Raw genomic sequence first — 24,535 nt, 5'->3', positions numbered from 1 at the left:
TCGATCCATGAAATCTCTGAAGCGCTCGACCCGTGCAGGCGACCCGCGCGACGTCGACGGCGATGTGCCCCGGCTCGTACTCACTTGTCCGCCGGAACAGTTTGTCGCGTTGCTCGAAAAGCACTTCGGGCAGATTCGCGACTACTGCGCGCAACTCGACCTGTGTCTGTCCGAACGCCGCTATGCGGACGCGCTGACGATCGCTCGCCGGCTGACCGGCACGGCGCAATGCCTCGGAAGATCGGGCGACGACATCGCCGCGTTGCGGGAATACGAACACGCGCTCGAACTCGAGCAGACCGACGCCGTCGAGCGGGCCGGCGGCAACGCGCAAATCGTCGCCTTCCGCCTGTGCGTCGCCATCAAGGAAGCACTCGCTGATCAGTCGGCGAAGCGCGACTGTTCCAATTGACGCATCATTTCCCGCACGCAGCCTTCGGCGCGTGCGCTCATATCGTCCCAGGCGCCGGATTGGGGTGCGGCGAGCAACAGCAACACGTCCATTGACGAACGCGCATGCCCGCGCCGCTCAGCCCGAACAGAACTCGTTCGCGCACGCCTGCTGCGCTTGCCGGCGCGCACCACCAAACACGTGCTCGACGATTTCCGGCGAATAGCGATAGTTCCACCTCAGTTCGGCGCCCGGTTCGATCTCGCGTCGGGCGAAGAACGCGCGGATCGAGAAGTGCCGGCCGCAGCGTGACGACGCATCGAACGTCAGCGCCTCCATGTTGTAGCCGTCGTCATCGGCCTGGGCAACCGGCGCGCCTTCGGCGTCGTACGCGAGGGACGTGTTCGCCATCGCCAGGATGTTCTCGCCATCGATAAAAGCGACGGCATTGTCCGAATTCGCGCTCAGCACGAACGATTCCTCCACGCAGGAAAAAAACATCGCCGCGCTCATGAGCCGGCCGCCATAGACGCCGAGACATTCGCCCGCGCGGATCGCCCGCGCCGCGAACGCGCCGCGCTCGCCAATGAGCGTGTGCTCGCGCGCATCGCGCAGGTCAGCGGGGCCGATCGTGCGGCAGTACATGGCGTTTGCATAGGCATCGGCGCGCGCGCGGTCAGGCAGACCCGGATCGATATAGCGCTGCACCGCGGCGAGATGCGAGTCCGCCGTCGCATTCGGCGCCTGCTTCGAGCGCAACGCGACGATGTAAACGGGATTCGACAACTCGTCGCGATACGGATAGCGGGCGTCTATTTGCGGCGAGTACGGCAGACGCGGAATCGCATGATCGTGTTTGAACGCTTCGAAGGCTTCGCGCAGCGACTGCATGGCCTGGTCCGCGGCGAGCGCGTCGTCGGCCAGCAACTCGTCGATTTGCGCCTTCATCGCGGGCACGATATCGAAGATGGCTTCGTGCCGCGCCACCAGTCCCGGCATGCGCCCCGCCTCCGCAATGCGCTCGCGAATCGTGTCGACAAGCGCTTGCGCGCGCGGTTGGATCGTTACTGTCATGGGGCCTCGCTTTGCCGTATCCGGCTGGAATCGCATGTCTATGGATAGCGCGACGTTAGCCAGGACCGCCCTCGTTCGCGCGGGACGACGGCGAAACCGGTGCGCCGGCAGCGAAGTCAGCGCGGCGCTTCGTTTGCGGCGCCATGGTGTCGCCGCGCGCGCCTGGCGCGCGGGCCGCGCGGGTCTACGCTCCGATATCCGCGCGAGCCGCAGACCGGCCGCTCATCACATCGCGAATGTGCGCATCCGCGGCACAAGGAGCATCCGATGCCCGATCGAATCACTTCCTCGCCCAGCATTTCCACCGTCGATAGACCGGACGCCCAGCCGGCACGGGACCACGCCGCCGGGCGAGGCAATCGGCCTTCGCGCGCCTTGAGCGCCGGCTTGCAGGAAGGGCCGGGAAGCGCGTCTTCGTTGCAGAGGCGAACCCCGGGTGCGCCCGCGCCGCGCACGTTGCGGCGCACGCTGTCGCACAGCGACATCACCGATCGCGTCGCCGCCTTTTCGCGCCGCTTTCAGGAGGATCAGGAAACACCGCCCGCCGCGTGCTTCAGCGTCACGCACGCGCGTGATGTGCAGGAGCGGCCGGCGGTTCCACCGCAGAGGGACACAGCGGTGGAGACCCCGGCAACGGCGTCGGCGGCCGGCAGCGCAAGCAATCCGCCGAACGCGACCGGCATCGCAAGCGAGACGAGCGCGACAAGACCGGAGACCACGGCAACCACGCATGCCGCGCCCGAGCAAACCACCACCGGCTCACATGAGCCGCAGAGCGGCCACGGCGCCCCCGCCCATCCGTATGCGGTCCCGTATTTCGTTCCGCATCCGGGACCGAGCTATGCGTCTTTCCCGTCCCATGCGTACGCGCCGCACATGCAACCATGGGCGGCACCCTACCACGCGCCCTATTATTCGAACTGGAACTGGACGGCCCAGCATACGCATCCCGCAACGGCATCCGCGTTTTCGCCTCACGGATACGCGGCCTACACGCAACCGCAGCACTGGCAACCGCAGCCAAGCTGGAGCATGCCGTCCTATCACAGCCGGGTAGTCGGCGCGAACAGCCGGTTCGGCTTCACATACGGCTCCGGCGACGGTCCCGTCGGCAAACAGATGCACATCGGTTTCCATTTCAACGGACGCTTTCGCACGCTAAGCTTCGGCCTCTATCCGAGCGCGTCGCGGCCGTTCTTCGTGTCGACGCACAGCGGCCGCATGAACGCGATGCCGCCGCCTGTCTGGCCGTCGTCGGCCCCTTGGCACACGCCGCCCGCGTATCACTACGGGCCCGCCGCGCATGGCTATCATGCGGCTTACGCCGCAAGCGGAGCGGCGGCTCAGGGCCAACCGGCGCAGGTCTCCGATCACCCCGGCAGTGCGAGCCCGGTGCGCCCGTGGCACACGGTCCTCGGTGTGCCGCAGGAGCACGCGACACTTGAGCTCGTGATGCAACGCTACAACCTCAAGAAACGACTGCTGAACCCGACGACTGCCCACGGCAAGGTGGCGCTCCTCGAACTGCAGGCGGCCTATCGGAGCGCACTGGAGACGCTCGCCGCTCGCGGGCCGGAGCAAGCGCCGCCGCGAAGGACTGCAGGCTGAATCTCGCCGCTTCATTCATCGTTGCAGATATCAGGACGAGAAAAAGCGCCTCGGGCGCTTTTTCCACACACGTTGGCCGACGCGAGCGCCGGCAGCCAGACAATGCTCAGTGCACCGCGGCGTCCAGCGGGCGCCCGGTGAGATCGACACCTGCGTTCGCATATGCTTCGTCACGCGCGGCGCGCAAGGCATCCGGGTTGATGTGCGGACCGTCATTGACCCGACCGTCGCCCGACGAACGCAAGCCCTTTTCCACGAAATCCCGGGTCAACACGTGCTGTTCGAAAGCACGCACCTTCGGACGCGCCTCCGTGATCACGCGATCGTAGTTGCCCGTCTTCACCGCGACGCGCGCTTCCGGCGTCAGTTTGTCGAGCAGCGGCTTATACATGTTGCCGGTTTCCGCCCAGGTGTCCTTCACCTGCGGATTGAGCGCGTCCGAGCCGAACAGGAAACGGTCCGGAAACTCATTGATGAGCGCCGCCCACGCATGCACGGATTCGTGATCCGGCACCTCGGTGCCGTCGGGCTGCGTCTTCATGACGATCTGACGCGCCACGCGCGACCACGAAATGTCGATGTGGATGTGGCTCATCTTCGGATCGGAGAGGATCGTGCGCAGATTGTTTGCGTGGTCGATCGGCTTGCGCACGAAGCGTCCGATACCTCCGCAATGCGCCCAGATCAGCGTGGTCTTGCTGGTCTCCGGCGACGCAAAAAGCTTCTTGAGGTCGTTCAGATACTGCGGCTGGCCGATGCCGTTGGCCCGCTGGTTCTCCGTCGAATCGACGTCGCAATGCAGCACCACCGGCATACCGATCACGCCGGCCGTCGCCACCAGATGCTTGAATGACTGCACATTGTTGGTGAGATTCGCCTGGCGCGATCCCTCGTATTGCTGCTGCACCAGTTCCTTGTGGATCGTCACTTCGCCCACGCCGGTAAACATGCCCGGGTGCGTCGCGAGCTTCAGGAGCAGCGCTTGCGGACTCAGCGGCGAACCCAGGTGCAGGCCGGTCACCATCGGATCCAGGCGATCGCGCTCGGCATGAGAGAGCTGCGCGATCTGCATGAACAACGCGGTGTCGGCATCCACCTGCTGGTTCAGCATCAAGTGCGCGCCTTGCGTGATTTCCTTCTCGACATCCTGCGTCAACTCATGCGGCTGGATGTTGGTGTACTTCTGCTGCACGTAGTACGACTCGGCGGGAATGTTGTTGTGGTTCGGCGCGTGAGTGTGCTCGTCATGGCTGCCGCACGGCATCACGTCGGTCGGAATCGGCGACATCACGGTGCGGTGGATGCCAACCTCGTCCATCATCTTCAACATCTCGCGCGGCACCATGCCCTGCTGCACGTAATTCGTCGGGTGGAAGTGCGAATCGGACATCCAGTCGCCGGTGGCGTTGCGGCTCGCGTGCGCATTCTCCAGCGGGTGCTGCGCCATGGTGTCGACGGTGGCGGTCAGCATGGCGGACAGTTCAGGCGTGCCGCGCAGAGCCTGCGAAACCGCGCGCTTCTGCCCCGCTGCGCCAGGCCTTGAGGGAGACACGTCGAAGCCTCGCACCGACACGCTGTTGTCGTCGAAAAAGCGGGTGTGAGCGCGCAGCAGCTTGTCCGCGCCGGCCCGCACCGGCGGATTGGCGCTCTCGCCACTGCCGGTTGCGGCGCGTTTGGGCGCCGACGGCTGCGGGCTCCCCGTGCCGCCTAGCGACGTTGCGCCGCGCTTGCGCGAAGTGCCGCCGCGGCGCGCGGCGGATTCGCCGGTGCCGGACGAGCCGGCCTCCGAGGTGTGATCGGTCGCTGACGTGTGAGCCGAATTGATGCGAGTCATGTCTTTCTCCAAGAGAGTTTCAGGGTGGCGCGCGAAAGCATCCTAGGCGCCACCCGGCGCCCTCCTTCGCGGTTGCAGCGAAACATGGCATCCCCTAACGAAACCCGACGAAACGCCGACGCAACATCGACGAAACCTGTGCAGACTCATCGATATCCGGCCCTTCTACACCTCACGCTTTCGAGCGCAGCAGTTCACGCTGCGCGAGCACGCTTGCGGAAGCGACGCCACCGATCGGCGTAATCACGCCCGGTGTGCTGTGCACACGTCCCGCCACTTCGTTGACCGCGATCCGCTCCGGCAGCCACGACGCGCGCTCGCGCAACATAGCGTCGAGCGGACGCGACCAGTCCTCGCCCTTGCCGCCCGCGGTTTGCGCGGCGGCGTCATGCATGCGTTCGAGCGCGCGATAGACGTCGCCGCGCCGCGCGTGTTCCGGCTTCAGGCGGCGCCGCACGAGGAACGTGTGATTGGAGCGCTGATGGCTCTGCAGCATCGCGAGGTCGGCGTTCAGCTTGACGACTGCCGTCGGATAGTCGCAGTTGTGGTTGTTCCGGTACATCTCGATCCATTCTTCGCGCGAGCTGTTGACCGCCGCGGCGAAGGCGTTAAACGACGCGAACTGCTGATCCGCGTAGCAGCCGCGATTGAGGAGCCGCCCTTCGCGCTCCGGCAGCATCACGCGCGCGGCAACGAGCCGCTCCGGCAGCGCGCCGCCGACTCCGAGCGGCGACGCGCCCGGCAGCCCGCCCGTCAGGTCGCCCTTGTGCCAGGCGGGGCCGACGCCGGCCGTGCCCTGTGCGGAGACGCGCACGCTCGAGGTCACGGTGCGGCGGTCGTAGCGGAGCGAACCGGTTGCCTCGTTGACGGCCGTGTCGTTACGGCTGTTCAGGTCCACGGTCACCGTGCCGTCGAGCCCGAAGGTGCCGCGTGCCTTCGACTGCGGACCAGCCACCGAAGCACCCCCCGTTGCCTGAATGCCCTGGCGCGATGCCTTTGTCTTACCGTCCTGCCAGCCGATCGAAATATCGGTGCGCTCACCGATGCGCGCCGCAAGACGCTCGAACAGCGAGGTTTCGGCGCCCTTCTCGCGCACCGGTTCGCGCGCTTCCTCGAACAGGAAGTCGACCATGTCGAGCACGGTTTCGGTGGTGCGCGGATCGTCATACTTCATCGCGACCCAGTCGAGGTTCTCGTCGGTCAGACGCTCGCGGGCGACGCGGATCATCACGCCGCGCGGCTCGCGCAACTCGCGATCGACCGGCGCGATGCGCAGCGAGCCGCCCAGGCGCAAGCCGCAGAGCCAGTCGAGACGCCTGGCGTAGCCGATGCGGGCGCCCACCTTGAGCTGCGAGCGCTTGCTGTGTTCCGTGCCGATGAAGATATCGAAGCCGACGTTATTGCGCTGCAGGGTCACGAGGGCGCGGCGGCCGCGGTAATGCCCAAGCGTGAGTTCGCCTCCGAACGGCAAGTGGTGATGCAGCCCCTTGGTGGCCGACACCGAAAGACCGCGCGTGCTGAAGCCGTAGCGCGCACCGTCCGCGAAGGCGACCTGGGTCGATTGCTGCAGATCGTTGATCAACTGACGCAGCACGGTTCTGACTTCCTCGCGGCCCAATCGCTCGGGCTTGAGCGCCTTGGCCTCGCCGACCTTCTCCGCTTGCGCGAACGCGGTTTTCACGTCTTGCCATCGATGGACCTGAAAGCGCTTCGCGCAGTCGCGCAACGCGCCGAGGTCGAGCAGCAAGGGCGCGTCGTCGCGTTGCGCGACGCTCGGCACCGGCTCGCGATTTTCCAGCGCGGCCCTGGTTGCTTCGTCCAGTTCGAGATCGCCGATGTGCGCCGCGGGCCGCGCGGCAATCGCCTCCAGCGCCGCCGCCGCGGCTTCGCGCGCGCGCGCCTCGGGACCGTCCGGCGCGCCGATCGCGAGACGCGGGTTGCGCAGCGAGGCGGCCAGGGTCGCGCTGGCCGCCTTGAGCGCGCCGGCGTAACGGGCCGCCTCTTTCGTGTACGAGGCGAGCGCCGCGCTCGACGTGCCGAGCATCATGCTGCGCAACGCGGACTTCTTCATGCCCCACATGCGCTGGAAAAACCAGTTGGCCTTGTCGAGCCGCAACATCCCGCGCGTCACGAAACGGTTCAGCCGCGTTTGCGCCTGCTTCAGCGGACTGCCTGGCGCGTCGCTGCGAAACGCTTGGCGCCACGCGAACAGCGCCGCGGCATCGCGCGGCGTGCTCGAACCCGACAGCGCACGCAGCACGCGTGGCGCGAGGTTGCCTTTGTCGTCGACCGAGGCGTACGCGGCGGCGAGCGCCGCATCGAGATCGGCGGGCGGCTCGGGCAACGCATGCCACGCTTGCAGCACCGCGAGCGCGGTCGCATTGTCGGTGCCCGATGCGCCGCTGTGGGTGAGGCTCTTCAGTACGTCGAAGCCCAGGTGGGTGTTCGCAAGCGAGCGGGCAATGCGCCACGCGTCCGCGTGCGCCTGATTGACCGGCGCGTGAGACGAAGTGGGATCTACCGCATTTGTCGTGCGAACGTTGCCGTGGTCGTGCGTGGTTTCGCCTGTGTCTTCCGGCGTGATTTCCTCGGCGAACGCTTCGCCCCCGTAGCTCACCGGGAGAGCGTTGTCATTCAGTGGTGACTGATGTGGCGTCGTCGTGACGGAGGCGCCCTCGGCGTTCGGGTCGAACGACGCGGCCCGCTGTGCGATCTCCTGGATGCTCACTACTTCGGGCAACGCCTGCAATGCCGCCGCCGCGCGCGCCGGTTCGTTCGAGCCGAGCGCGGAGAGCACGGCATAGCCGAGCATCAGCGAAGGCGCGAAGCGGTGCGTGCCTTCGGTTGCGGATGGATCGGCTGGCTCGATGGCGTCGCCCGTGGCGGCGTGGACGGCGTCCGTTGACCGCGCCGCCTGGGCCAGCAATGCGGACATGGTGGCGACTGGATCGGCTGGTACGGGGGCGCTGTTGGGCGTGGTGATGACGTCGTTGGCGTTGTTGTTCTCGTTGACGCCGTCGCTCCCGTTGACGTCGTTGCCCTCGTTGACGTTGCCCTCGCTTGCCGTCCCCGCACCGTTGCCGCCCGCCGCACTGAAATACTCCCGCACCCAGCTATCCAGCCCTTCCCGATGATTCAGCCAATGCTCGAGTTCGGCCGCCTCGCGCGGGCGTCGGCTTGCGCGCGCCGCGTCGGCGTTCGCCGACTTGTCCGCGCGCTTCGCTGTGAACTTGCCGATCGTCCTGGCCAGCATGCGCTGCGCCTTCACCGCGCGCCGCTGGGCTGATGCGCTCGTACCCGGCGCCGGGCCCGCCCTGCTCGCCTCGCCCCAGTCGCCGGGCGGATCGAGTGGGCGAGCCGGTTTCTGCGGCGTAATCCGCACGGCGTTTGCCGGAAAAGAGCGGCCGAACCTGTTCGCGCGCACGAACGGTATGCGCCACTCGGTTTCCACGAGCGCCCGGCGATCCGTCGGCACCTTGCGTGTCGCGTACGGCGGACGGCTCAATCCAAGCAGGCTTTTGAAGCGCTCCCGTGTAGCCGCGAAGCTCACCTTGGCGCCCGCCCGCGCGCCCGGCGACGACGGTTGCACGCCCGCCCCCGTCGACCCGATGGGACTCGCGGCCGGAGCAACTGTCGTCGACGAGCGTGGCGCTCCCCGCAGCATCGACGTCGCATTCCGCAACATGTTGGTAAGCCGCATGTTTCCTCCTCCGATGCCACTGATTATCGGGACTGCGCATGACATGAGCGGCCAACCGGCGAAACCTTATCGACCGGAACGAAACTTTCGATCTTCCCCGCGATGGTCCGGTGAGTTCGCCGGCGCGCACCGTGTTTCGCTGCAACGGCAGCCGGGGCGTCGCCTCTCGCGGCTACCCTGTCGATACCCCGGCACGCCCGCTCTCGCGCGCCACTTGGGCTCCGCGCAAGCCGCAGCGGCCCGCTTCCAATGGTCCACTTCATCTCAACGCCCATGACTCCTCCTAAAGTATCCAGTTCGGGCCACACGCACGAGCCCGTGGCGACTGGCGACGTCACCGCCGGCACGTCGTCTTCTGCTGCAACGGGGCCGCAAACGACGCGGCCCACGGCAAGCCGCCGCCGCGACGGTTTCTGGTCGAACCTGAAGCGCACGCTCGCGCCGCGGCCGGTGACGGTCTCGAACTCGCTGTTGGGCTCCGTCACGACCGCGCGTCCCACGACCGCACGCGCGAAGATCGGCGTGACAGAAGATCAGCGTCACAAGCCCGATAAAAATGCGACGCCGCCCGCGGCCGTCGCGAGGCACAAGCACAACGTCGCACTGACGCTCGCGGGAACCGATAAGACCGCGCCCGCCGAGCGGGTCGTCAGCGAAGGCGGTGCGACGTCGGTCGCGGCGCGGCTCTTCAATCCGTCGGGGCTCGGTCCGCAGAAACCCGCGACGGATCTCGCGAGCGAACTGGAAACCTGTCTCGGCGCACCCGAAGGCAGCGACATGGACACCCAGTTGAAGGCAGCGGCCCGTCAGGAACTCGTGCTGCGCCGCATGAACCAGGCGTTCGGCGCCGATGTCGGCCGCGCAAGCAGAGCGCTTCAGGACTTGCGCGGCACGGGTCCGCTGCTCGAAGTGAAGGGCGGCGCGTTCGAACTGGCGCACCGGCTCGCGGTATCGTCGCTGGGTTACGGCACGCTGCGTACGTTGAGCGGTGACGTCGCCGCCGACGCGGACCCGGTCAAGCACGCCATGCGCGAAGACGCCACGAAGCTCGCGTTGCGCGCGGCCAACACGTTGATTGCCGCGCTGCCCGAAGGCCACCCGCCGCCGCAGAGCATGGATGAAGTCGTCGGCCTCGCGTTGGCCGCGCTCCCCGAACATCAACGTCCGACCGGCATCACGAACGTGCCGCCGTCGCAGCTCATGAGCGGCGATGTCAGCGTGCCGGCCAAGGCACTGCTGGCCGCGGTGCAGCTTGCCGATGATCCGACGACTGAACCCGAGCGGCACCTGAAGTCCGCGTATTTCACGTGGCGCTGCGGCTTCACGCATGAAGGGCCCGGTACGCTGCTCGCGCATGCGCAGAACCGACTCTTCAAGCTGTCGCGCTACGCACGGCGTGCCAGCCAACCGGGCACGCTCGCGAACCTGCGGCGCATGTTCGGCTTCAACAAGTCGCCGATGTCCGCGCTTGCGCTTGGCACCGGCGGCGCGAGCCTGCGCCACCCCGAGGACGATTTGCTCAAGGCGGATGTGATCTGGCAACTGGGCGGCGCGCTCGCGGAGCGCGCGCAAAAGCATGGCGACGGGCCGCCCGATTCGCGCATTGCCGACGCCGTGCAAGCCGCGACGCTCGAAGCGTGGTATCAGCGCGTGGCACACAAGGGCTGGCGTGACAAGACCAGCGTGCCGAAGCACATGCGGCATGCGATCGCCGCACGCGCCGCGGCACTGACCGGCGTCAGCGAAACGGAAGTCAAGCTCAGTCCGGAATATGCCGCGCTGAAATCGCGCATCGGCTCGCGGCTCACGACCGCGACACTGGAAAGCTGGATCGACCGCCTCGAAGCCAGTGAGCCGCGCGACGCAACGCCTCAGCCGACGACGCAACAGGCATCCGAACAGCTGGACGAAACCGATGAAATCACGGCAGTAGAAACGCAGACCGCGCCCGCCGCGTCGCAAGCTGCGCAATTCAAAGCCGCGCTGAAAAACCTGACGACGCTCGAGCGCAACGGCGAGGCAACGCCCGACCGCTCCACGCCGCAGACCGTGCTTGAAAACTTCAGGCGTGTCATCACCGAACCGCGCATGACCTACGACGTGCGCCTGTCAGACGGCGGACAGTTCGGCATCAACACCGGCGTGGCCGAACTGCTCAACTTGCCGGGCGCGAGCAAGCTGCCGTTCGTGCTCGCCGGACCCGATATCAAGTTAATCCACGGCCGCCACGCGATGATCAACGGCGGTTCCTCGGCGAATCACGGGCAACTGTTCATTGGCAGCGATCGACGCTGGGCGTCGCATGCGGGCGCGAGCGCGGCAGGCGGCGTCAATCTGTTCCACAAGAGCTTCCAGGCGATCGGCTCGGCGCAAGTCTTGCCGGCCGTTTTCGACGCGTCGCAGCCGAAGGGCGTGATGGTGCGCGCGCGGCTTCAGCCGACCGGCACGCTGCCGGCCGGGCAGCAGCCCGCGGGCGAGCCCGACCCGTGGCGAGCGAAGATGCTCGGCGTGATCGAGGCGGCAACCGCAACCGGGCCGAACCGCGGTCTGCCACACGACGCGGGGTCGATGTGGGACGCCATTGCTCACTCGTTCTACAAGGATCCGGACGTGTCGGTGAACTGGCTCGACTCCAAGGCGCAATCGCTTTCGACGACGGTCAACGCGTCGACCGGTGTCCGCTACGAACACGATGGATACAAGATCGGCCCGTCGCTGCAGGCGGGCGGCACGAAGACCTGGTTCACGCGCACGCGCCGTCAGGAAACCGGTCCGTTGAAAGCCGAGTTCGCGGGCGGCAGTAGCGCGCGCATGGCGGGTGCATCGGCTACGCTCGTCGCCGGCCTCGCGCCGCAAGGCAATTTCGCCGACGAGACGGGCCACGTGAAATCGGTCGTGCTGCCCAATGTCTCGATTGTCGGCTTCGGAACCACGGTGCTTCAATCGGAGACGGGTTCCACATGGCGCATCGCCGAGGAAGACGGCCACATCGACGCATCGCTCAGCTATCGCGACACCACCTTCACGAGCTTGAAGAAGTTCAAGCGTTACGTCGACAGCCGCCGCGCATCGTGGGACGACACTTACAACAAGCAGCCCGCGGGCGCCGCGCAACCCGAGCCGATCGACGACTATCTCGCGCGAGTGGATCAGGACGCGCTACGCGGCAACCAGCTCTTTGCGGAACGTGTCTGGCTGAAGCCTGAAGCGGCGAGCAAGATCAACATTCTGCGCGAGCTGCGCGACGCGGTGGTACCACCTGGCGCGAAGCCAGGCAAGGGCGACCTCGCGCAGATCAACGAGCGCAATGCGCAGATCGCCACCCTGCTCGAGGCGGACCACAGTTGGGATAACCGCTTCCTGTACTCGCTGGAAACAAACGGCGCGTCGCGCACGCTTGGACCGAGCTTCCTTGCAACGCTGCAGCGCGTCACCGAGGTGTCCCATCCGCGTCAGCTGAGCGTGCTGCGCGCGGAGCGGCCGGTCACGCCGCCGGAGCCCGATCGTTCCTGATCGTTAGTCGTTTGCCGGTTTTTTCCGGTTCGCCGGTAAGGGCGGCGCCGCGCGTTTCGCGCGGCGCCGCATCGTCTTCCTGCACCGTCTGCTCTCTCCCCCGCCCCCCTTCCCCGCCGATTCGCCGCCACGCCTGATGTTTCGTTTTACGAAACAACGCAATCAAGCCAGTCTCTTACGCTTTGTTACGGGACGATCGCCATGCTGCGACCGTCGCGCGGCCAATCGGATTTCAAATGCGCAGCGTGTTCAAAGCCGCTGCGCTTCTCTCATCGTTTACTGTAAGAGGCTATTCATGAGCAAGATTACCAATGACTCCGGCAGCAGCGCCATCCAGGCCGATCTGCAGCAACTGGAATCGGACCTGCAAGGCGGCGGCAAGCTCGGCAACAACGATATCGAGAAGCTGCTCGAAATGATCCTCGCGATCATCGAACAGAAGGTGAACGGCAGCTCGCAAGGCGGCAACCCGTCTGCCGGCGGCGGTGGCGGCGATAACTCGACGCAAGGTCCGAACTCGACGCAAGGTCCGTCGACCGACAACAACGTCGATCCGAGCAACGACTCGACCGACGTGCAAAGCCAGATCATGTCGCTGTTGCAGCAGATCCTGCAAATGTTGCAGCAGTCGTCGCAAAGCGGCCAGGGGCTCGACAAGCAGACTGCGAGCATGATCGACGATATTCTCAAGCTGCTGCAACAGATCCAGGGCGCGCAAGGCGGCGGCCAGGCCGGCGGCGGCGGTGCGAACAAGGGTGGCGATCAGACCTCGCAGATTCAGGATCTGCTTTCCGAAGTGATCCAACTGCTGCAACAGCTCCAGGGGTCGTCGCAAACCGACGGTTCGAGCAACGGCGACACCGATCCGAACAGCACGAGCGACCCGAGCGACACCAGCACGAACGGCACAGACGGCACGGACGGGTCGAACAACGGCACGAACGCCACGGCCGATCCGAGCACGCTCACCAACGAACTGCTCAAGCTGCTTTCGCAATTGCTGCCGATGCTCAACAAGGCGATGAACGAGAAAACGTCGACGAATTGAGGCAATTCCACCCACATCGTCGCGCGGCCCCTCTGGCAGGTCATCCGATCGGCCCCGCCTTGCGTGGGCCGCGCGCATTGAGGAGCACACCATGAGTATATTTTCGAAAATCAAGCATGCGTTCCAGCATATTGGCCACGACATCGAGAAGGCCGCGAAATCGGTCGCGCACGGCGTCGAGCATGTGGCCCATGTGCTGGAAAAGGATCTCAAGAAGGTGCTGCAGGACGCACTGGCAATGACCGAGGCGCTCATGCAGGGCAATATGAAGCTTGCCATGCAAGACCTGCTGAAGACGGCCGATGACGTCGGCAAGGCTGCGACGGACGCGGCCACCGCAAGCGCGGAAGCCACGCTCGAAGGTTTGCAGGGATTGCATCTCGGCAAGGGTTTCGACAAGGTGTTGAATAGCGTCGAAAAGGGAGTCGAGACGGTCAAGAAAGACGTCAACGAGGGCGTGGACGCCGCTGCCCAGGACCTCGTGTCATCCGTCGAGGGCGTCGTATCCGGTTCCGTCAACGCGTTGAAGGATCTCGCGCACGGCAATTTCAAGGGCATGATGAACGACCTGGCACAGGTCGGGGAGGATGCGCTCGAAGTCGCCGCCGACCTCACGCCCGAGGGCCTGGGGACGACCGTCGCAGCCTCGACGCTCGCCGCGGCGCATATCGGCAGCGAGAAGCTCGACAACACGATCGCAGCCGCGATGCACGGCGGCGTCGGGAAGGTCATCAAGTCGGTCAGCGAGATGGAAGTCGGCCAGAGCGCGCAGAAAGTGGGCGACAAGCTGCTGGGTGGCGGCAGTGCCGAGACCGCAACCACGACGGGCGGCGACGCGGTGGCGCTCATGGCGATGGCCTCCGCCTCTGGCGGCTCCGGCCGGCGCGGCGGGCATCGCGGCGTGGAAGGCTCGCATGAAACCCGTTCAGCGGAAGGTGAAACACCGAAGAACGGCAGCGCCGAAGGGCACAAGCAGGACGGGAAAACCGAAACCAGATCCGACTCCAAGGAGAAACAGGACAACTCCAAGGACAAGGAAAAGGATGAAAAGACCCAGCAGGCGGGACCGCCTCCGGGCGTACTCGATACGCTGCTGCTCAGCTATCTTGCGGACAACCAGCGGCGCGTTGCCTGAGGACAGCGAGGCTTCAGACTCCGGTTTTCTTGCTCTAGCGGTAACCTTGCCGCAGTAATCGGAATACAGCCCGCACGGTGTGCGGGCTGTATTCATTTGGGGTAACCGAAAGACACGTTTGGCGGCACCATGCGCGACTGGCGGTATTACTACTGGTTATGTGGTGCTCCCCAGGCTTCGGTAGCGGCTCTTGTCGGGGCTGCCGTTGGTCCGCTCCGGATCGTGATTTTTGCACGATCTGTTCGGAACGAAAGCGGTCAGTGGCGACGATCGTTTTGGCGTGCGCGGTCTTTTCCGCAAAAAAAAGACTGCGCTGACGTACACGATTACAGACGCCAAACGCACCGTCTCAAGGCTTGTCGCCCGAAACCGTGCTGACGTTGCCGCCAATGCCGCCCGCGCCGCCCGTTTGCGGCGGCGGCAAACCGACGAGTTGCGCGACACGGGTCGCACCCTGCTGCCGCGGAAGATTCATCGCGCCCGAGGGCGGCGGCGGTACAAAGCCCGCACCATCTCCGTTACCGCCAGGCACCGCATCGCCACCACCCGGCGCCCCGCCCGGACTCCCACCTGCAGCCGCCGACAACACGCGCGGCGTCAGCAGAAACAGCCGCTGGAACCGCTGCCCCTGATGCTTGCGATAGCGGAACAGGTTGCCGATCACCGGTATCTTCGAAAGCAGCGGCACCGCCGTTTCAGTGTGATCGTCCTGATCCACCGAATAGCCCGCGATCAGCAGACTGTCGCCTTCCTTGATGAGCGCCTGCGTGTCGATCGTGCTGTTGCTGACCACCGGCAACTGTCCGACTTGCTGATCGGTCAGCCTGCCGTCCTCGATATGCACGTCCATGCGGATCTGTTCGCCATTGCCTGCGCTCACGATCGAGGGCAGCACGCGCAGCGACACCCCGGCTGACACGCTATACAGATCCGCCGACTGATAACCCGACACCTGCACATAAAACGTCTGCTTGTTGTCCATGAGCGCCTCGACATTGTCGAGCGTCTCGACCTTCGGACTCGCCGTGATGCGCGCCTGGTCGGTCTGCTGCATCGCGCTGATGCGCGTCAGCAGATAGCGTCCTGCGCCGCCGATCACCGCGGTCAGCACACCGCCCGCCGGCGTCGCCAGCACGCCGGCGGTGGCCGCGTCGAGCGGGTTGCCGAATCCCTGCGGATTGAGCGAACCGGGGTTGCCCGTCTGCGATTGCTGGCCGTTGCCGGTTTCGAAATCGACGTGACCGGAATGCAGGCGCCAATCGACACCCAGCTCCTGCAACGCGTTATCCGTGATCTCGATGATGCTCGCGTCGATTTCGAGAATGCCCGGCTGCGTGTCGAGCGATTCGATGAGCGTGCCGAACGCGGCCATGTTCTCGGCGCGGTCGCGCACCAGAATCGAATTGCTGCGCGAATCCGCCTCGATGGTCGGCGCACCGCTCGCGGCGGCACTCTCTCTGGCGCGGCCCGCCGTGGACGACGCCGAGCCCGTGCCATCGCGCTCGGAGCCAAGCCCCACGCCGGCGTCCGCGATATTCCCGACGGGCGGAGCCACCGCGCTATCGCCCGAGCCCGCATACGACTGGCTCCCACCGAGGCCGGGCAGCGTCGGCAACGGCGGCGGGTGCGAGCCGCCTTGCGTTCGGGTCGCGCCCGTCGTCATGCCGTCGTCCTGCATCTCGCGCACGCTCGGCACCCGGTATGCATCGCGCCGTGCCGGCGGTGCATCGCCGCCGGCGTCGCCGCCGCCGGGAACACCCTGGCCGTACAGTGTGCGCAGCAATGACGCGACGCCTCGCACGGTCACGCCGCGGCCGTTGATGGTGATGGTTCGATCGGTCGCCCATGCGTAATGCAGCGGAAAGCGTTGCACGACGACCTTCGCGCCGGACACGGATTTGTGATCGATCAGATGCGCCACGTCGGTCACCAGTTCGACGAAGCGCGGCGGTCCGGATACCACCGCCGTGCCGGACACGCTGTCGTAGCGCACCGGGAAACGCGGATCGTCGATCTCCAGGCGTCCGAGCGCGCGCCGCAAGTCTTCGGTGCCGGCGTTGGACAGACCTAGCGTCGCGCTGCGGGCTTCGTTGGCGCCGTAGATGCGCAGCACGGAGCCGTCGTAGTACCACAGCACGCCGAACGACTCCGCCATCTGATCGAGAAAACGCTGCGGCGCCGCGTTGAAGCGACCGGACACGGTGCCTTCGACATGCGGCGAGATCCACGTCATCACGTGCTGGCTCGCGCCGAAGTCGCGCAGCACGTCCTTGAGGTCTTTATGATCGGCGACGTATTCGAAGCGCGTGCCCTGCCACGCGACACGTTCTGCATGAGCCGGCAACGGCGACGCCAGCGCGCCGGCTGCGACGAGTGCCGCGCACAGCGTGCGCACACGGACAGCCGCAACGCGGCGGACGGGAACGATAGCTTTCATGGCGGCTCCGCTTAACGATGCATCGTCTCTGACGGCGATTCCTTGAACTCGCGGCGATAACCCTTCGCGAGCGCGGAACGGCTCTTCACGCCCCAGCGGCTTGCCGTATCGAAGATCGAGCCTTGCATGCGCTCGTCGTTCAACAGGTCGTTACGAATGCCTTCGAGCCGCAGCTTGCGGATCAGCCCGCCCGGCGACATTCCGATCGAACGCTTGAAGGCTATTTGAAGCGCGCGCTCGGTGACGTCGATCTGCGAGGCGATTTCGCGGGTATTCAAATCGGCGCGATCGAGATTCTCGATGATGTAGCGATATGCGCGGCGATACTTCGCGGGCAGGCGCGCCGAAACGTCGTCCGCGGGCAGCGCGCGGCTCGCCGGCGATTGAATCGCGCCGAGGCCAGGCGTCTCGCTGCGCAGGCAGCGCAACGCTTCGGACGCATAGCTGGCGTACAGCTTGAGCGCCTCGGTTGGGTTGCCGCGCCATACCGCGATCTTGGATACGCAATACAGGTAGTCGAAATTGCAGCGACGCGTGCCGATATCCGCTTCGGCGCGACTGATCTTGGCAAGCACCGAATCGGCGACATCGTCGAGTCCGCCAGCGAGTCCGGCGAGCACGATGTCCAGCTTCGCGAGGAACGCCTGGCCGGCGCCGCGAAAATGCTGCGGCCGGCTGACCGCGTCGACGAGCGGCGCGGCGGCAATACGCTCGCCGCGCGCCAGCGCCGCGAGCTGTTCCAGATACTCGTGGCGCTGCGCGAGAAGCGCCGGCATCGGCGACATCAGGACCGTTGTCTCGGTGAGCTTGCGCGTCACGTCGGCGCGGTCGCTCGCACTCTGCGCGCGCGTCACGTGCGCCGAGCTCCAGAACGCGTGGTCGCTCAGCGTAGTCGCCGTGCGAATGCGCAACTGGACGTCGAATTCGCGGGCGAGCAGCGCGATCACGAGCCGCCAGCCGGGTTCCTCATGCATGTCGGCCAGTTCGGCGGCCTGCAGGAGCGCGTCGTCCGCATCGCGTTGACGTCCCACCTGATGTTGCACCATGGCCGAGGCGATCAATGCTTCGAGTACTTCCGCGGGACTCGCCGCCTCGTCCTGGACGATCCGCGCAAAGCACTTGGCGGTGGCCGCGTAGCGGTCACGCATCATCAATTGCCAGCCGGTGTTGCGGCACGACATGATGCGCAGGCGGTCATCGTCGCCAACGATCGTTTTCTGAGCGCGCCGGTACATCTCTTCGGCATCCTGCTCGTAGCCGAGCAGAAGCGATGCATCGGCTACCGCGACGAGACGCGCGACGTCCGCGTCATCCAGCTTGTGCGACGGGCGTTCGAGCACATCGTCGACGAGGCAATAGCCGCGTTCCGATGCGCCGTCGAGCATGGCGGCCGCATACGCCGGCAAACGGTTCTTCTGCGCGAGTCCCGACGACAGCGCGAAATAGATTGTCGAAAACATAATGGTTCCACCTCAGGAGTGACCGATGTGGCGGACCATTCGATCCGCCCTGAGAACCTGTGGTCCCGACAATTCGCCGGGCACGGAAACCATGGTAGAGACATCGTGCTCAACAAAACTCAACAATCCGCAGGGGACTTCACAACAATGTTCAGTGCGCCGGCTTCGACAGCATGCCGTTCGCCAATGCCGCCGACAGACCGCCGAGCTGCACGTCGCCGACAACCTGTGAAGCGAACACCGCGACGAGCGCGATCAGCATCAGCACGCCGATCACGCCGCGCAGCGGTTGACTGAGCGAGCTGGGTTCGAGCTTGTCAGCCGCGCGCGCGACAATGCCGAGGCCGAGATCGACCAGTATCAGCACCAGCATCACCGGCGTGCCGAGCTTGGCGAGCGCGGTCCATATGGTATCGGTGCGCTGGATCAGAAACGTCTCCGCCGTATTGGAGAGCGACGGATACAGCACATACGGCGGCCACCATTTGAACGACTCGAAGAGCGCGCCCAGCACGAACAGCATGCCGCCGCCGATATAGAAGAGCGTCACGACGAGTTGCAGCAGCAGCGTCGAGACCGGTGTGCTCTGATCGCCCCGCAGCGGGTTGGTCATCTGCACGTTGTTGAAACCCGCGAGGTCGTCGATCAAGGTGCCGAGGGACTGCGCGATCCAGAACACCGGCGCGGCGCAATAGCCGAACGCGAAACCGAGAAACGCTTCCTTGCAGGCCAGCACCAGCAGCGCCGCGCTGTTGAGCGAATCGAACGCCTGCGGAACCTGGCCCGCCGCGACGAACATCGTCAGCACGTACACCACGCCGTTGCGCGCGGTGCCGGGTAACACGGTGTCGCTGGTGGCGGGCAGCAGGATGAACGTCACCATGATGCGAATTCCCGTGAGCATCAGCATGACGATGAAGTTGTGATACGCCTCGAAGAAGCCGAGCAGGGCCTCGGCCCACGCGTGAAAATCATGTGTCATCGGCTACCTCGCGTAACGGCGCGCCAGCAGGTTTTCCGCGGCTTCCTCGTCGGCGGCGAGCTCGACGGCCGCGGCGGCGGCCCGCAGCAAGGTATCGAGCTTGCGACGACATTCGTCCACCGCGGCTTGCGCGCGTGCGAGCGCCGCCTGCACCTCGGCCACCTTCTGCCGCTGACGATCCAGCGCCGTGCGGCGCTTTTGCTCCGCCGCGCGCGCGGCTTCCAGCGCTTCCTTCAGCGGCGCGCGCCACGCGTCGTGACACAGATAGTCGGACGTCGCGACGCGCGCGTCGCCGTCGAGCAAGGCGACGATGCGCGCTTCGTGCTCCGCGCGCTTTTGCTGCGCCTCGACATGTGCGTGCGCGGCGTCGTCGAACTGCGCCTCGCGCTCGGCGAGCGCCTCGCGTTCCCGTGCAAGATCGGCCTCGATGCGCTCGCAGCGCCGGACCTTGGCGGCGACGATGGTGCGCCACTTGCGAATCACGATCGCCCTCATGACTGTGCGAACCCGGAGACGAACGCGTGGCTGTCCTCGCCTTCGGTCAGTTCCTCGGTGCTCTGGCCGAGGAACGATTCGATGGCCTCATGCTGGGAAATCGCTTCGTCGGAGAGCGGATCGGCGCCCTGCTGATATTCGCCCATCTGCAGCAGCAGTTCGACCTCATCGTAACGGGCGAGCAGCTTGCGCACGTGCCCAGCGCCGCTGCAATGCTCGGGGCTTGCGACCAGCGTCATCACGCGGCTCAGGCTGTGCAATACGTCGATGGCCGGATAGCGGTTGCGCGCCGCGATCGCACGCGACAGCACGAGGTGTCCGTCGAGAATGCCGCGCACTTCCTCGCTGATCGGATCGTTGCCCTCCTCGTCCTCGGCGAGCACGGTGTAGAAAGCGGTAATCGAGCCTTCCTCGCCCATGCCGGCGCGCTCCAGCAGCCGCGGCAGTTCGGCGAAAATCGATGGCGGAAAACCGCGGCGCGTCGGCGGCTCGCCCGCCGACAGACCGATCTCCCGCTGGGCGCGGGCGAAGCGCGTCAGCGAGTCCATCATCAGTAGCACGCGCAAGCCGCAATCGCGGAAGTACTCGGCGATCGCGGTGCCCACATAGGCCGCCTTGGCGCGCTCGATCGACGAGCGGTCGGACGTCGCGCACACCACCACGCTGCGGGCCATGCCCGCCTCCCCCAGAATCAGTTCGATGAACTCGCGCACCTCGCGGCCGCGCTCGCCGATCAGCACGATCACGTTGACGTCGCACGCCGCGCCGCGCGCAAGCATGCCGAGCAACGTGCTCTTGCCGACACCCGCCGGCGCGAAGATGCCGACGCGCTGGCCCTCGCCCACCGTCATGAGCCCGTCGATGACCCGCACGCCGGTATGCAGAGGCGTGTCGACCATGCGTCGCTTCAGCGGGTCAGGCGCGGCGGCCATCACGGGGCGCGGCGCGGCGCAGTGCAACGGCCCAAGGCCGTCGATCGGTTCGCCCAGGCCATCCAGCACGCGTCCGAGCAGCATCTCGCCGACCGGCACTGACAACGGACGCCCGAGCCCGGTAACGCGCGTGGTGCGCGACAAGCCGGCGACGCTGCCGAAGGGCGCGAGTAGCGCGAACTGACGCGTGAAACCGACCACTTCCGCGCGTTGCAGCAGCACGCCGCGCGCGTCGCGCAGCTCGCATTGCTCGCCCAGTGTGGCGTCGAGCCCGCCAACCTTCAGCAACGTGCCGACGGCCTCGACCACTTTGCCGTGACGCGTCGTCCCGTCGGACACGGCGAGCTCCTGGGTCAGCGCGTCGATGAAAACGGTGACTTCGTTCATTGCGGCGCTCCGGTGGCCTGGTTGTCGAACTGCGGGGCATCGAAATGCTGACCGTCAAGCGGCGGAGCATCGTCGAGCAGTTCGTCGGCGGCGATGTTCACGGCGGCGATGTTCACGGCGGCGGCAGTCTGCTGCTCCGTGTCGGTGCGCGTCACACGGCGAATGGCGCTCGCGATCGCGCGCAACTGCATCGGCAGTCCGGCTTCGATCAGGCCGTGGTCCCATTCGCACACGCAACTGCCAGGCTCCGCCTCGGCATCGCTCACCACCTCGGGATTCACCGGCCAGCGATGCTCGTCGCACACGCGCCGAAACGCGCGCGCCGCTTCATCGACGTCGCATTCGGCGACGCGTACGGTGAGAAAGGATGTGCCCTCGAGGCTGCGCGACAGCCCCACCGCGATCTGCGCAAACAACGCGTCGCGATCGGCTTCGCCAAGCACCCGCGTGACGGTGCGCATGACGATGTCGGCAATCCGCTCGCGCAACGCCACCAGCAGGTCGCGCTCGGACGCCGCGCCGTGCAGCATCGCTTCATGCGCTTCCCGAATCGCGCGACGGCGTCCGGCCTCGTAACCCAGGCGCGCGGCGTTGTCGTATTTCGTCTGGGCGGCACACAGCGTGCGTTGGGCCTCTTCATCGGCCGTGCGCTGTATCGTTTCGGCCTCTCGCCGCGCGCTCGCGAGCAGTTCTTCGGCACGCCGTTCGAAGTGGCCGGAGGCGCGATCCAGTTCAATCAACTGCGCCAGTTCCGCTGCTCGCAAGACATCGCTCTCGATGCCGATGCCGATGCCGCCCAGCTGGGCTCTTAGCCAAATAACCATGTCAGCTCCGGAAACAACATGCAGGCTGCGTACAGAAACGCTTCGGATTCGTCCTCTGCTTCGGGCACGGCATCGGACGTCGCCGCTTCGGGTGGACGAACACGAGCGGCGGGATCGGTCTCCCCGGCGTCATCGTCCAGCGTCAAGCCGATCAGTCTGCGCGCCGACGCAAGCGGCCAGGCCTCCGCGCGTTCGAACAGCGCGCGTCCGGCGCACACCAGCGCATCGACGGACAGATCGGCGGGAAGCGGCGCATTGGCCGTCGATGCGTTCACGCCAAACTGCATGAGCGCGGCCAGCGCATGGTCCCCAAGCGCATCGGCGAGCGCGCGCCGCCGCGCGCCCGACACGATCCGGCGCAGCGTTCCGCGTGACGGATAGATCGCGCGCGCAGCCAGCACCGGACGCAGCGACGCGGCGTCGAGCAACGCAAGCCGGTTCGCGCGCGACGCATACGCGCTGACCGGCATCGGCGTGCCGAGCCATAGGTCGCGCGCCGCATACCAGGCGTCGCGCGCGCGGCCGGTGACCGGCACGCCCCAACGCCGGCATTGCCGCTCGCTGAACCGGGCCGCCGCGTCGGCAATGCGCGCTTCGTACGAATTCAGCCACCGGAGCTGGCGCTGTGGGTCCGGCACGTCGGCGCCGCTCTCCATTGCCGCCGCCGATGCCTGCGCGTGACCCACGCTCATGTCGCCGCCACGCCAGCGCGCCCACGCAAGCGTGTACCCACGCCCTTCAGCGTCGCGCCGAACCGGCGCGCGAGATACGCGAGCGCGGCGGCGAGCGCGGCGGCCCCGGCGATTCCACCGGCCCACAACCACTCCTGCGGCACACTTGGCGCAACCGGCGGCGGCGGCTCCGGCGCCGCCGTGCCCGGCACCATCGTCACGCTGACGTTGTCGTAGGTCAGCCCTTCGACCGCATGCACGACCAGGTTCTTCAGATTCGGCGTGAGTGTCGACACATCGGTGCCCGGCAGGTATTTGATGAACACCGCGGCCGACGACGGCTTGACCGTCGCGGCGAGGGGATCGTTATTCGGCAGCACGATCTGAACGTTCGCATACGCCACCCCGTCGATTCGCGACAGCACCTCGGAGAGTTGCTGCGACACGCCGTAGATAAAGCGCACGCGCTCCTCCGTCGGCGTGGAGATCAGTCCGTCCTTCTTGAACATGTCTCCCAGATTCTGGAAGCGCTGATGAGGCAAGCCATGCGCGCGCAGCACGTCCATCGCGCGGGCGAACTGGTCGCTTTCGACCGCCACGCTCCAGGTCTTGCCGCCGTCGTCGCTGTGCTTGGAGACGTCCACTCGCGCGTCGAGCAGCACGGCCAGCATGTCGTTCGCGTCGCTCTCCGACAGTTGCGCGAACAGCTGCTTGCTGCAGCCGGTCATCAACGCCGTCACGCAGCACAGCAGCACGACCGTGCGCGCCAGTTTCAAATAGGAAGCCATTTAGTCCGTCCTGTCGTTCGTACGCCAACTACTGGTTCTTCATCAGCGTCTGTACGGAGCCCTTGGTGCCCTGCGCGACCGCCTCGCCGACGTACATCTTGCCGACCATTTCGGACACCTGGAGCTGCATCCTGATCGACTGTGCCGCCACTTCCTGCATGGTCATCGTCGGCACCTCGCCGGCAAAGCGGTCCACTTCGCCGCGCAAATTCGCGACCGCCTGGTCTTGCTGCGCTACGACTTCGGACAACGCTGACGGGCCATGCGTGTGCGAGGCGCTCGGCGGTGCGAGACGCGCGGCGTCGAGCTTGCTGCGAAACAGGTCGACGAGGCTCGAGGCAGGCTCGGGCAGCGCGCCGGGGCCCGACGCGCCGCCGGTTCCGGCACGGCCGACGGCTTCGTCGGGCCGCACTGCGGACGCGGCGTCGAGCGGCGGGATGGGTGGGATTGTTACGTTCATCGCGATGCTCCTTGCACTAGGCGCGCACTAGGCGCGCAGATGGCGATGCTGCATCAGTTTCTGGAGCTCGCCGCGGTCGATCTGCACCTCGGCGGCCGGCGCCGCGGCTGCGCTCTGCTTGCCCATCAGCGTCATCACGAGCTCGACGGAATCGGGGTCTTCATTGCGGCTCGCAACCTCGTTGGCGTAGACGCGCCACGCCGGATCGTCGAGCCCGCACAGCGACACCGCGAGCAGCGCCGCCACGTAAGGACCGAACGAGCCGCGCAGCGCCTGCTGCTCGAGCGGGCGCAAGAGGCGCACGGCCTCGGCGAAGTCGCGCCGGCGAATCATCATCCACGCGTCGTAGGCATGCAGTTCGACGAAGTTGGGACGCAGCACGTGGAGCGCGGCGAGCAGCCGCTCCGACTGCTCGATATGGCCATGTTTCGCGCCGAACATCAGCGCCTCGATCAATGCCGACACGAGCCGGTTACTGCATTTCGTCAGGGACATGGAGCACTCCTTTGGTGATCAAAACGCCGTATGTCTGCGCGTCTGCCGAGATGGCGGATGACAACGCTGTGGCCGGCGGTGTGCGAACCGTAACGCGAGGCAGCTCCCGCGAACGCGAGTAACGACGAACTGCGAGCGCGCCGAACGAAAAGCCTGCTTCGCCGGCGGGACGCGCATCGACCCGCTGGCGCCCGGTTCGGCGCCGGACCCATCGCTTCGCCGCGCACGCGGGCCAGGGTGGCGCATGCCCATGACAATCCGCCGCAATCCACTGCAATTCACCGCAATCCACAGCACGAAG

Annotated in this window: 18 protein-coding genes; 5 read left to right on the top strand and 13 right to left on the bottom strand. The window is 66.2% G+C overall.

What is annotated here, in order from left to right; genetic code table 11:
- Positions 1 to 7: 7 nt before the first annotated feature.
- Complete coding sequence (locus AC3WOG_RS27935) at positions 8 to 412, top strand: hypothetical protein (protein ID WP_492581074.1); 405 nt, start codon at positions 8 to 10, stop codon at positions 410 to 412.
- A 117-nt stretch (positions 413 to 529) separates the two neighbouring features.
- Here the strand turns inward: AC3WOG_RS27935 and AC3WOG_RS27930 are convergent, their stop codons facing one another.
- On the bottom strand, positions 530 to 1,465 hold the full coding sequence (locus AC3WOG_RS27930; RefSeq protein ID WP_492581073.1) for an SET domain-containing protein: 936 nt from the start codon (positions 1,463 to 1,465) through the stop codon (positions 530 to 532).
- Positions 1,466 to 1,732: 267 nt separating this feature from the next.
- Here AC3WOG_RS27930 and AC3WOG_RS27925 point away from each other — a divergent pair, with 267 nt between their 5' ends.
- A complete protein-coding gene (locus AC3WOG_RS27925) occupies positions 1,733 to 3,073 on the top strand; it encodes a hypothetical protein (protein ID WP_492581072.1) in 1,341 nt (446 codons plus the stop codon).
- Positions 3,074 to 3,179: 106 nt separating this feature from the next.
- On the opposite strand, the gene AC3WOG_RS27920 is transcribed toward AC3WOG_RS27925, so the two are convergent.
- Together AC3WOG_RS27920 and AC3WOG_RS27915 are read right to left on the bottom strand one after the other, a co-directional pair.
- Positions 3,180 to 4,907, bottom strand: coding sequence for an amidohydrolase family protein (locus AC3WOG_RS27920; protein WP_492581071.1), 1,728 nt, complete (start codon positions 4,905 to 4,907; stop codon positions 3,180 to 3,182).
- Between the two features lie 172 nt (positions 4,908 to 5,079).
- Positions 5,080 to 8,607 carry a hypothetical protein gene (locus AC3WOG_RS27915; protein ID WP_492581070.1) on the bottom strand — a complete coding sequence of 1,176 codons (3,528 nt, stop codon included), beginning with the start codon at positions 8,605 to 8,607 and terminating at the stop codon, positions 5,080 to 5,082.
- Between the two features lie 273 nt (positions 8,608 to 8,880).
- Here AC3WOG_RS27915 and AC3WOG_RS27910 point away from each other — a divergent pair, with 273 nt between their 5' ends.
- The 3 genes from AC3WOG_RS27910 to AC3WOG_RS27900 all read left to right on the top strand — a co-directional run bounded on the left by AC3WOG_RS27910 (position 8,881) and on the right by AC3WOG_RS27900 (position 14,303).
- A complete protein-coding gene (locus tag AC3WOG_RS27910) occupies positions 8,881 to 12,120 on the top strand; it encodes a hypothetical protein (RefSeq protein WP_492581069.1) in 3,240 nt (1,079 codons plus the stop codon).
- Positions 12,121 to 12,415: 295 nt separating this feature from the next.
- Complete coding sequence (locus AC3WOG_RS27905) at positions 12,416 to 13,168, top strand: hypothetical protein (protein ID WP_492581068.1); 753 nt, start codon at positions 12,416 to 12,418, stop codon at positions 13,166 to 13,168.
- Positions 13,169 to 13,259: 91 nt separating this feature from the next.
- A complete protein-coding gene (locus AC3WOG_RS27900) occupies positions 13,260 to 14,303 on the top strand; it encodes a hypothetical protein (RefSeq protein WP_492581067.1) in 1,044 nt (347 codons plus the stop codon).
- 349 nt (positions 14,304 to 14,652) lie between these two features.
- On the opposite strand, the gene sctC is transcribed toward AC3WOG_RS27900, so the two are convergent.
- From sctC to AC3WOG_RS27850, 10 genes are all read right to left on the bottom strand, one after another.
- Positions 14,653 to 16,740, bottom strand: a complete 2,088-nt coding sequence (gene sctC, locus AC3WOG_RS27895) for a type III secretion system outer membrane ring subunit SctC (RefSeq protein WP_492581066.1) — start codon at positions 16,738 to 16,740, stop codon at positions 14,653 to 14,655.
- A gap of 11 nt (positions 16,741 to 16,751) precedes the next feature.
- Entirely contained in the window at positions 16,752 to 18,200 is a 1,449-nt protein-coding gene (locus AC3WOG_RS27890) for a helix-turn-helix transcriptional regulator (protein ID WP_492581065.1), read from the bottom strand.
- Between the two features lie 151 nt (positions 18,201 to 18,351).
- Positions 18,352 to 19,182: a type III secretion system export apparatus subunit SctT gene (gene sctT, locus AC3WOG_RS27885; protein WP_054036854.1), complete on the bottom strand. Its 831-nt coding sequence runs from the start codon at positions 19,180 to 19,182 to the stop codon at positions 18,352 to 18,354.
- Between the two features lie 3 nt (positions 19,183 to 19,185).
- Entirely contained in the window at positions 19,186 to 19,665 is a 480-nt protein-coding gene (locus AC3WOG_RS27880) for a hypothetical protein (RefSeq protein ID WP_492581064.1), read from the bottom strand.
- An 8-nt stretch (positions 19,666 to 19,673) separates the two neighbouring features.
- The gene (gene sctN / locus AC3WOG_RS27875) at positions 19,674 to 20,996 is read right to left on the bottom strand and encodes a type III secretion system ATPase SctN (protein ID WP_492581063.1); all 1,323 of its coding nucleotides are present in this window, start codon (positions 20,994 to 20,996) and stop codon (positions 19,674 to 19,676) included.
- Positions 20,993 to 21,820, bottom strand: a complete 828-nt coding sequence (sctL, locus tag AC3WOG_RS27870; RefSeq protein WP_492581062.1) for a type III secretion system stator protein SctL — start codon at positions 21,818 to 21,820, stop codon at positions 20,993 to 20,995. Before sctL ends, sctN begins: the two co-directional genes overlap by 4 nt.
- The gene (locus AC3WOG_RS27865; protein ID WP_492581061.1) at positions 21,805 to 22,512 is read right to left on the bottom strand and encodes a type III secretion protein HrpB4; all 708 of its coding nucleotides are present in this window, start codon (positions 22,510 to 22,512) and stop codon (positions 21,805 to 21,807) included. The genes sctL and AC3WOG_RS27865 overlap by 16 nt, the downstream gene beginning before the upstream one ends.
- Complete coding sequence (gene sctJ, locus AC3WOG_RS27860) at positions 22,509 to 23,279, bottom strand: type III secretion system inner membrane ring lipoprotein SctJ (protein WP_492581060.1); 771 nt, start codon at positions 23,277 to 23,279, stop codon at positions 22,509 to 22,511. Before sctJ ends, AC3WOG_RS27865 begins: the two co-directional genes overlap by 4 nt.
- Before the next feature lie 28 nt (positions 23,280 to 23,307).
- Positions 23,308 to 23,739 carry a hypothetical protein gene (locus AC3WOG_RS27855; protein WP_492581059.1) on the bottom strand — a complete coding sequence of 144 codons (432 nt, stop codon included), beginning with the start codon at positions 23,737 to 23,739 and terminating at the stop codon, positions 23,308 to 23,310.
- A 27-nt stretch (positions 23,740 to 23,766) separates the two neighbouring features.
- The gene (locus AC3WOG_RS27850; protein ID WP_054036870.1) at positions 23,767 to 24,234 is read right to left on the bottom strand and encodes an HrpB1 family type III secretion system apparatus protein; all 468 of its coding nucleotides are present in this window, start codon (positions 24,232 to 24,234) and stop codon (positions 23,767 to 23,769) included.
- Positions 24,235 to 24,535: the final 301 nt, after the last annotated feature.

Source organism: Paraburkholderia sp. FW306-02-B (assembly GCF_058782725.1).
The sequence above is the reverse complement of the archived record's forward strand: the minus strand, read 5'-3'. Positions and strand labels throughout refer to the sequence as shown.

Excerpts from the sequence above, each read along its gene's own strand:
- AC3WOG_RS27935 (WP_492581074.1), top strand. The coding sequence starts at position 8 with ATGAAATCTCTGAAGCGCTCGACCCGTGCAGGCGACCCGCGCGACGTC.
- AC3WOG_RS27930 (WP_492581073.1), bottom strand. The coding sequence starts at position 1,465 with ATGACAGTAACGATCCAACCGCGCGCGCAAGCGCTTGTCGACACGATT.
- AC3WOG_RS27925 (WP_492581072.1), top strand. The coding sequence starts at position 1,733 with ATGCCCGATCGAATCACTTCCTCGCCCAGCATTTCCACCGTCGATAGA.
- AC3WOG_RS27920 (WP_492581071.1), bottom strand. The coding sequence starts at position 4,907 with ATGACTCGCATCAATTCGGCTCACACGTCAGCGACCGATCACACCTCG.
- AC3WOG_RS27915 (WP_492581070.1), bottom strand. The coding sequence starts at position 8,607 with ATGCGGCTTACCAACATGTTGCGGAATGCGACGTCGATGCTGCGGGGA.
- AC3WOG_RS27910 (WP_492581069.1), top strand. The coding sequence starts at position 8,881 with ATGACTCCTCCTAAAGTATCCAGTTCGGGCCACACGCACGAGCCCGTG.
- AC3WOG_RS27905 (WP_492581068.1), top strand. The coding sequence starts at position 12,416 with ATGAGCAAGATTACCAATGACTCCGGCAGCAGCGCCATCCAGGCCGAT.
- AC3WOG_RS27900 (WP_492581067.1), top strand. The coding sequence starts at position 13,260 with ATGAGTATATTTTCGAAAATCAAGCATGCGTTCCAGCATATTGGCCAC.
- sctC (WP_492581066.1), bottom strand. The coding sequence starts at position 16,740 with ATGAAAGCTATCGTTCCCGTCCGCCGCGTTGCGGCTGTCCGTGTGCGC.
- AC3WOG_RS27890 (WP_492581065.1), bottom strand. The coding sequence starts at position 18,200 with ATGTTTTCGACAATCTATTTCGCGCTGTCGTCGGGACTCGCGCAGAAG.
- sctT (WP_054036854.1), bottom strand. The coding sequence starts at position 19,182 with ATGACACATGATTTTCACGCGTGGGCCGAGGCCCTGCTCGGCTTCTTC.
- sctN (WP_492581063.1), bottom strand. The coding sequence starts at position 20,996 with ATGAACGAAGTCACCGTTTTCATCGACGCGCTGACCCAGGAGCTCGCC.
- sctL (WP_492581062.1), bottom strand. The coding sequence starts at position 21,820 with ATGGTTATTTGGCTAAGAGCCCAGCTGGGCGGCATCGGCATCGGCATC.
- AC3WOG_RS27865 (WP_492581061.1), bottom strand. The coding sequence starts at position 22,512 with ATGAGCGTGGGTCACGCGCAGGCATCGGCGGCGGCAATGGAGAGCGGC.
- sctJ (WP_492581060.1), bottom strand. The coding sequence starts at position 23,279 with ATGGCTTCCTATTTGAAACTGGCGCGCACGGTCGTGCTGCTGTGCTGC.
- AC3WOG_RS27855 (WP_492581059.1), bottom strand. The coding sequence starts at position 23,739 with ATGAACGTAACAATCCCACCCATCCCGCCGCTCGACGCCGCGTCCGCA.
- AC3WOG_RS27850 (WP_054036870.1), bottom strand. The coding sequence starts at position 24,234 with ATGTCCCTGACGAAATGCAGTAACCGGCTCGTGTCGGCATTGATCGAG.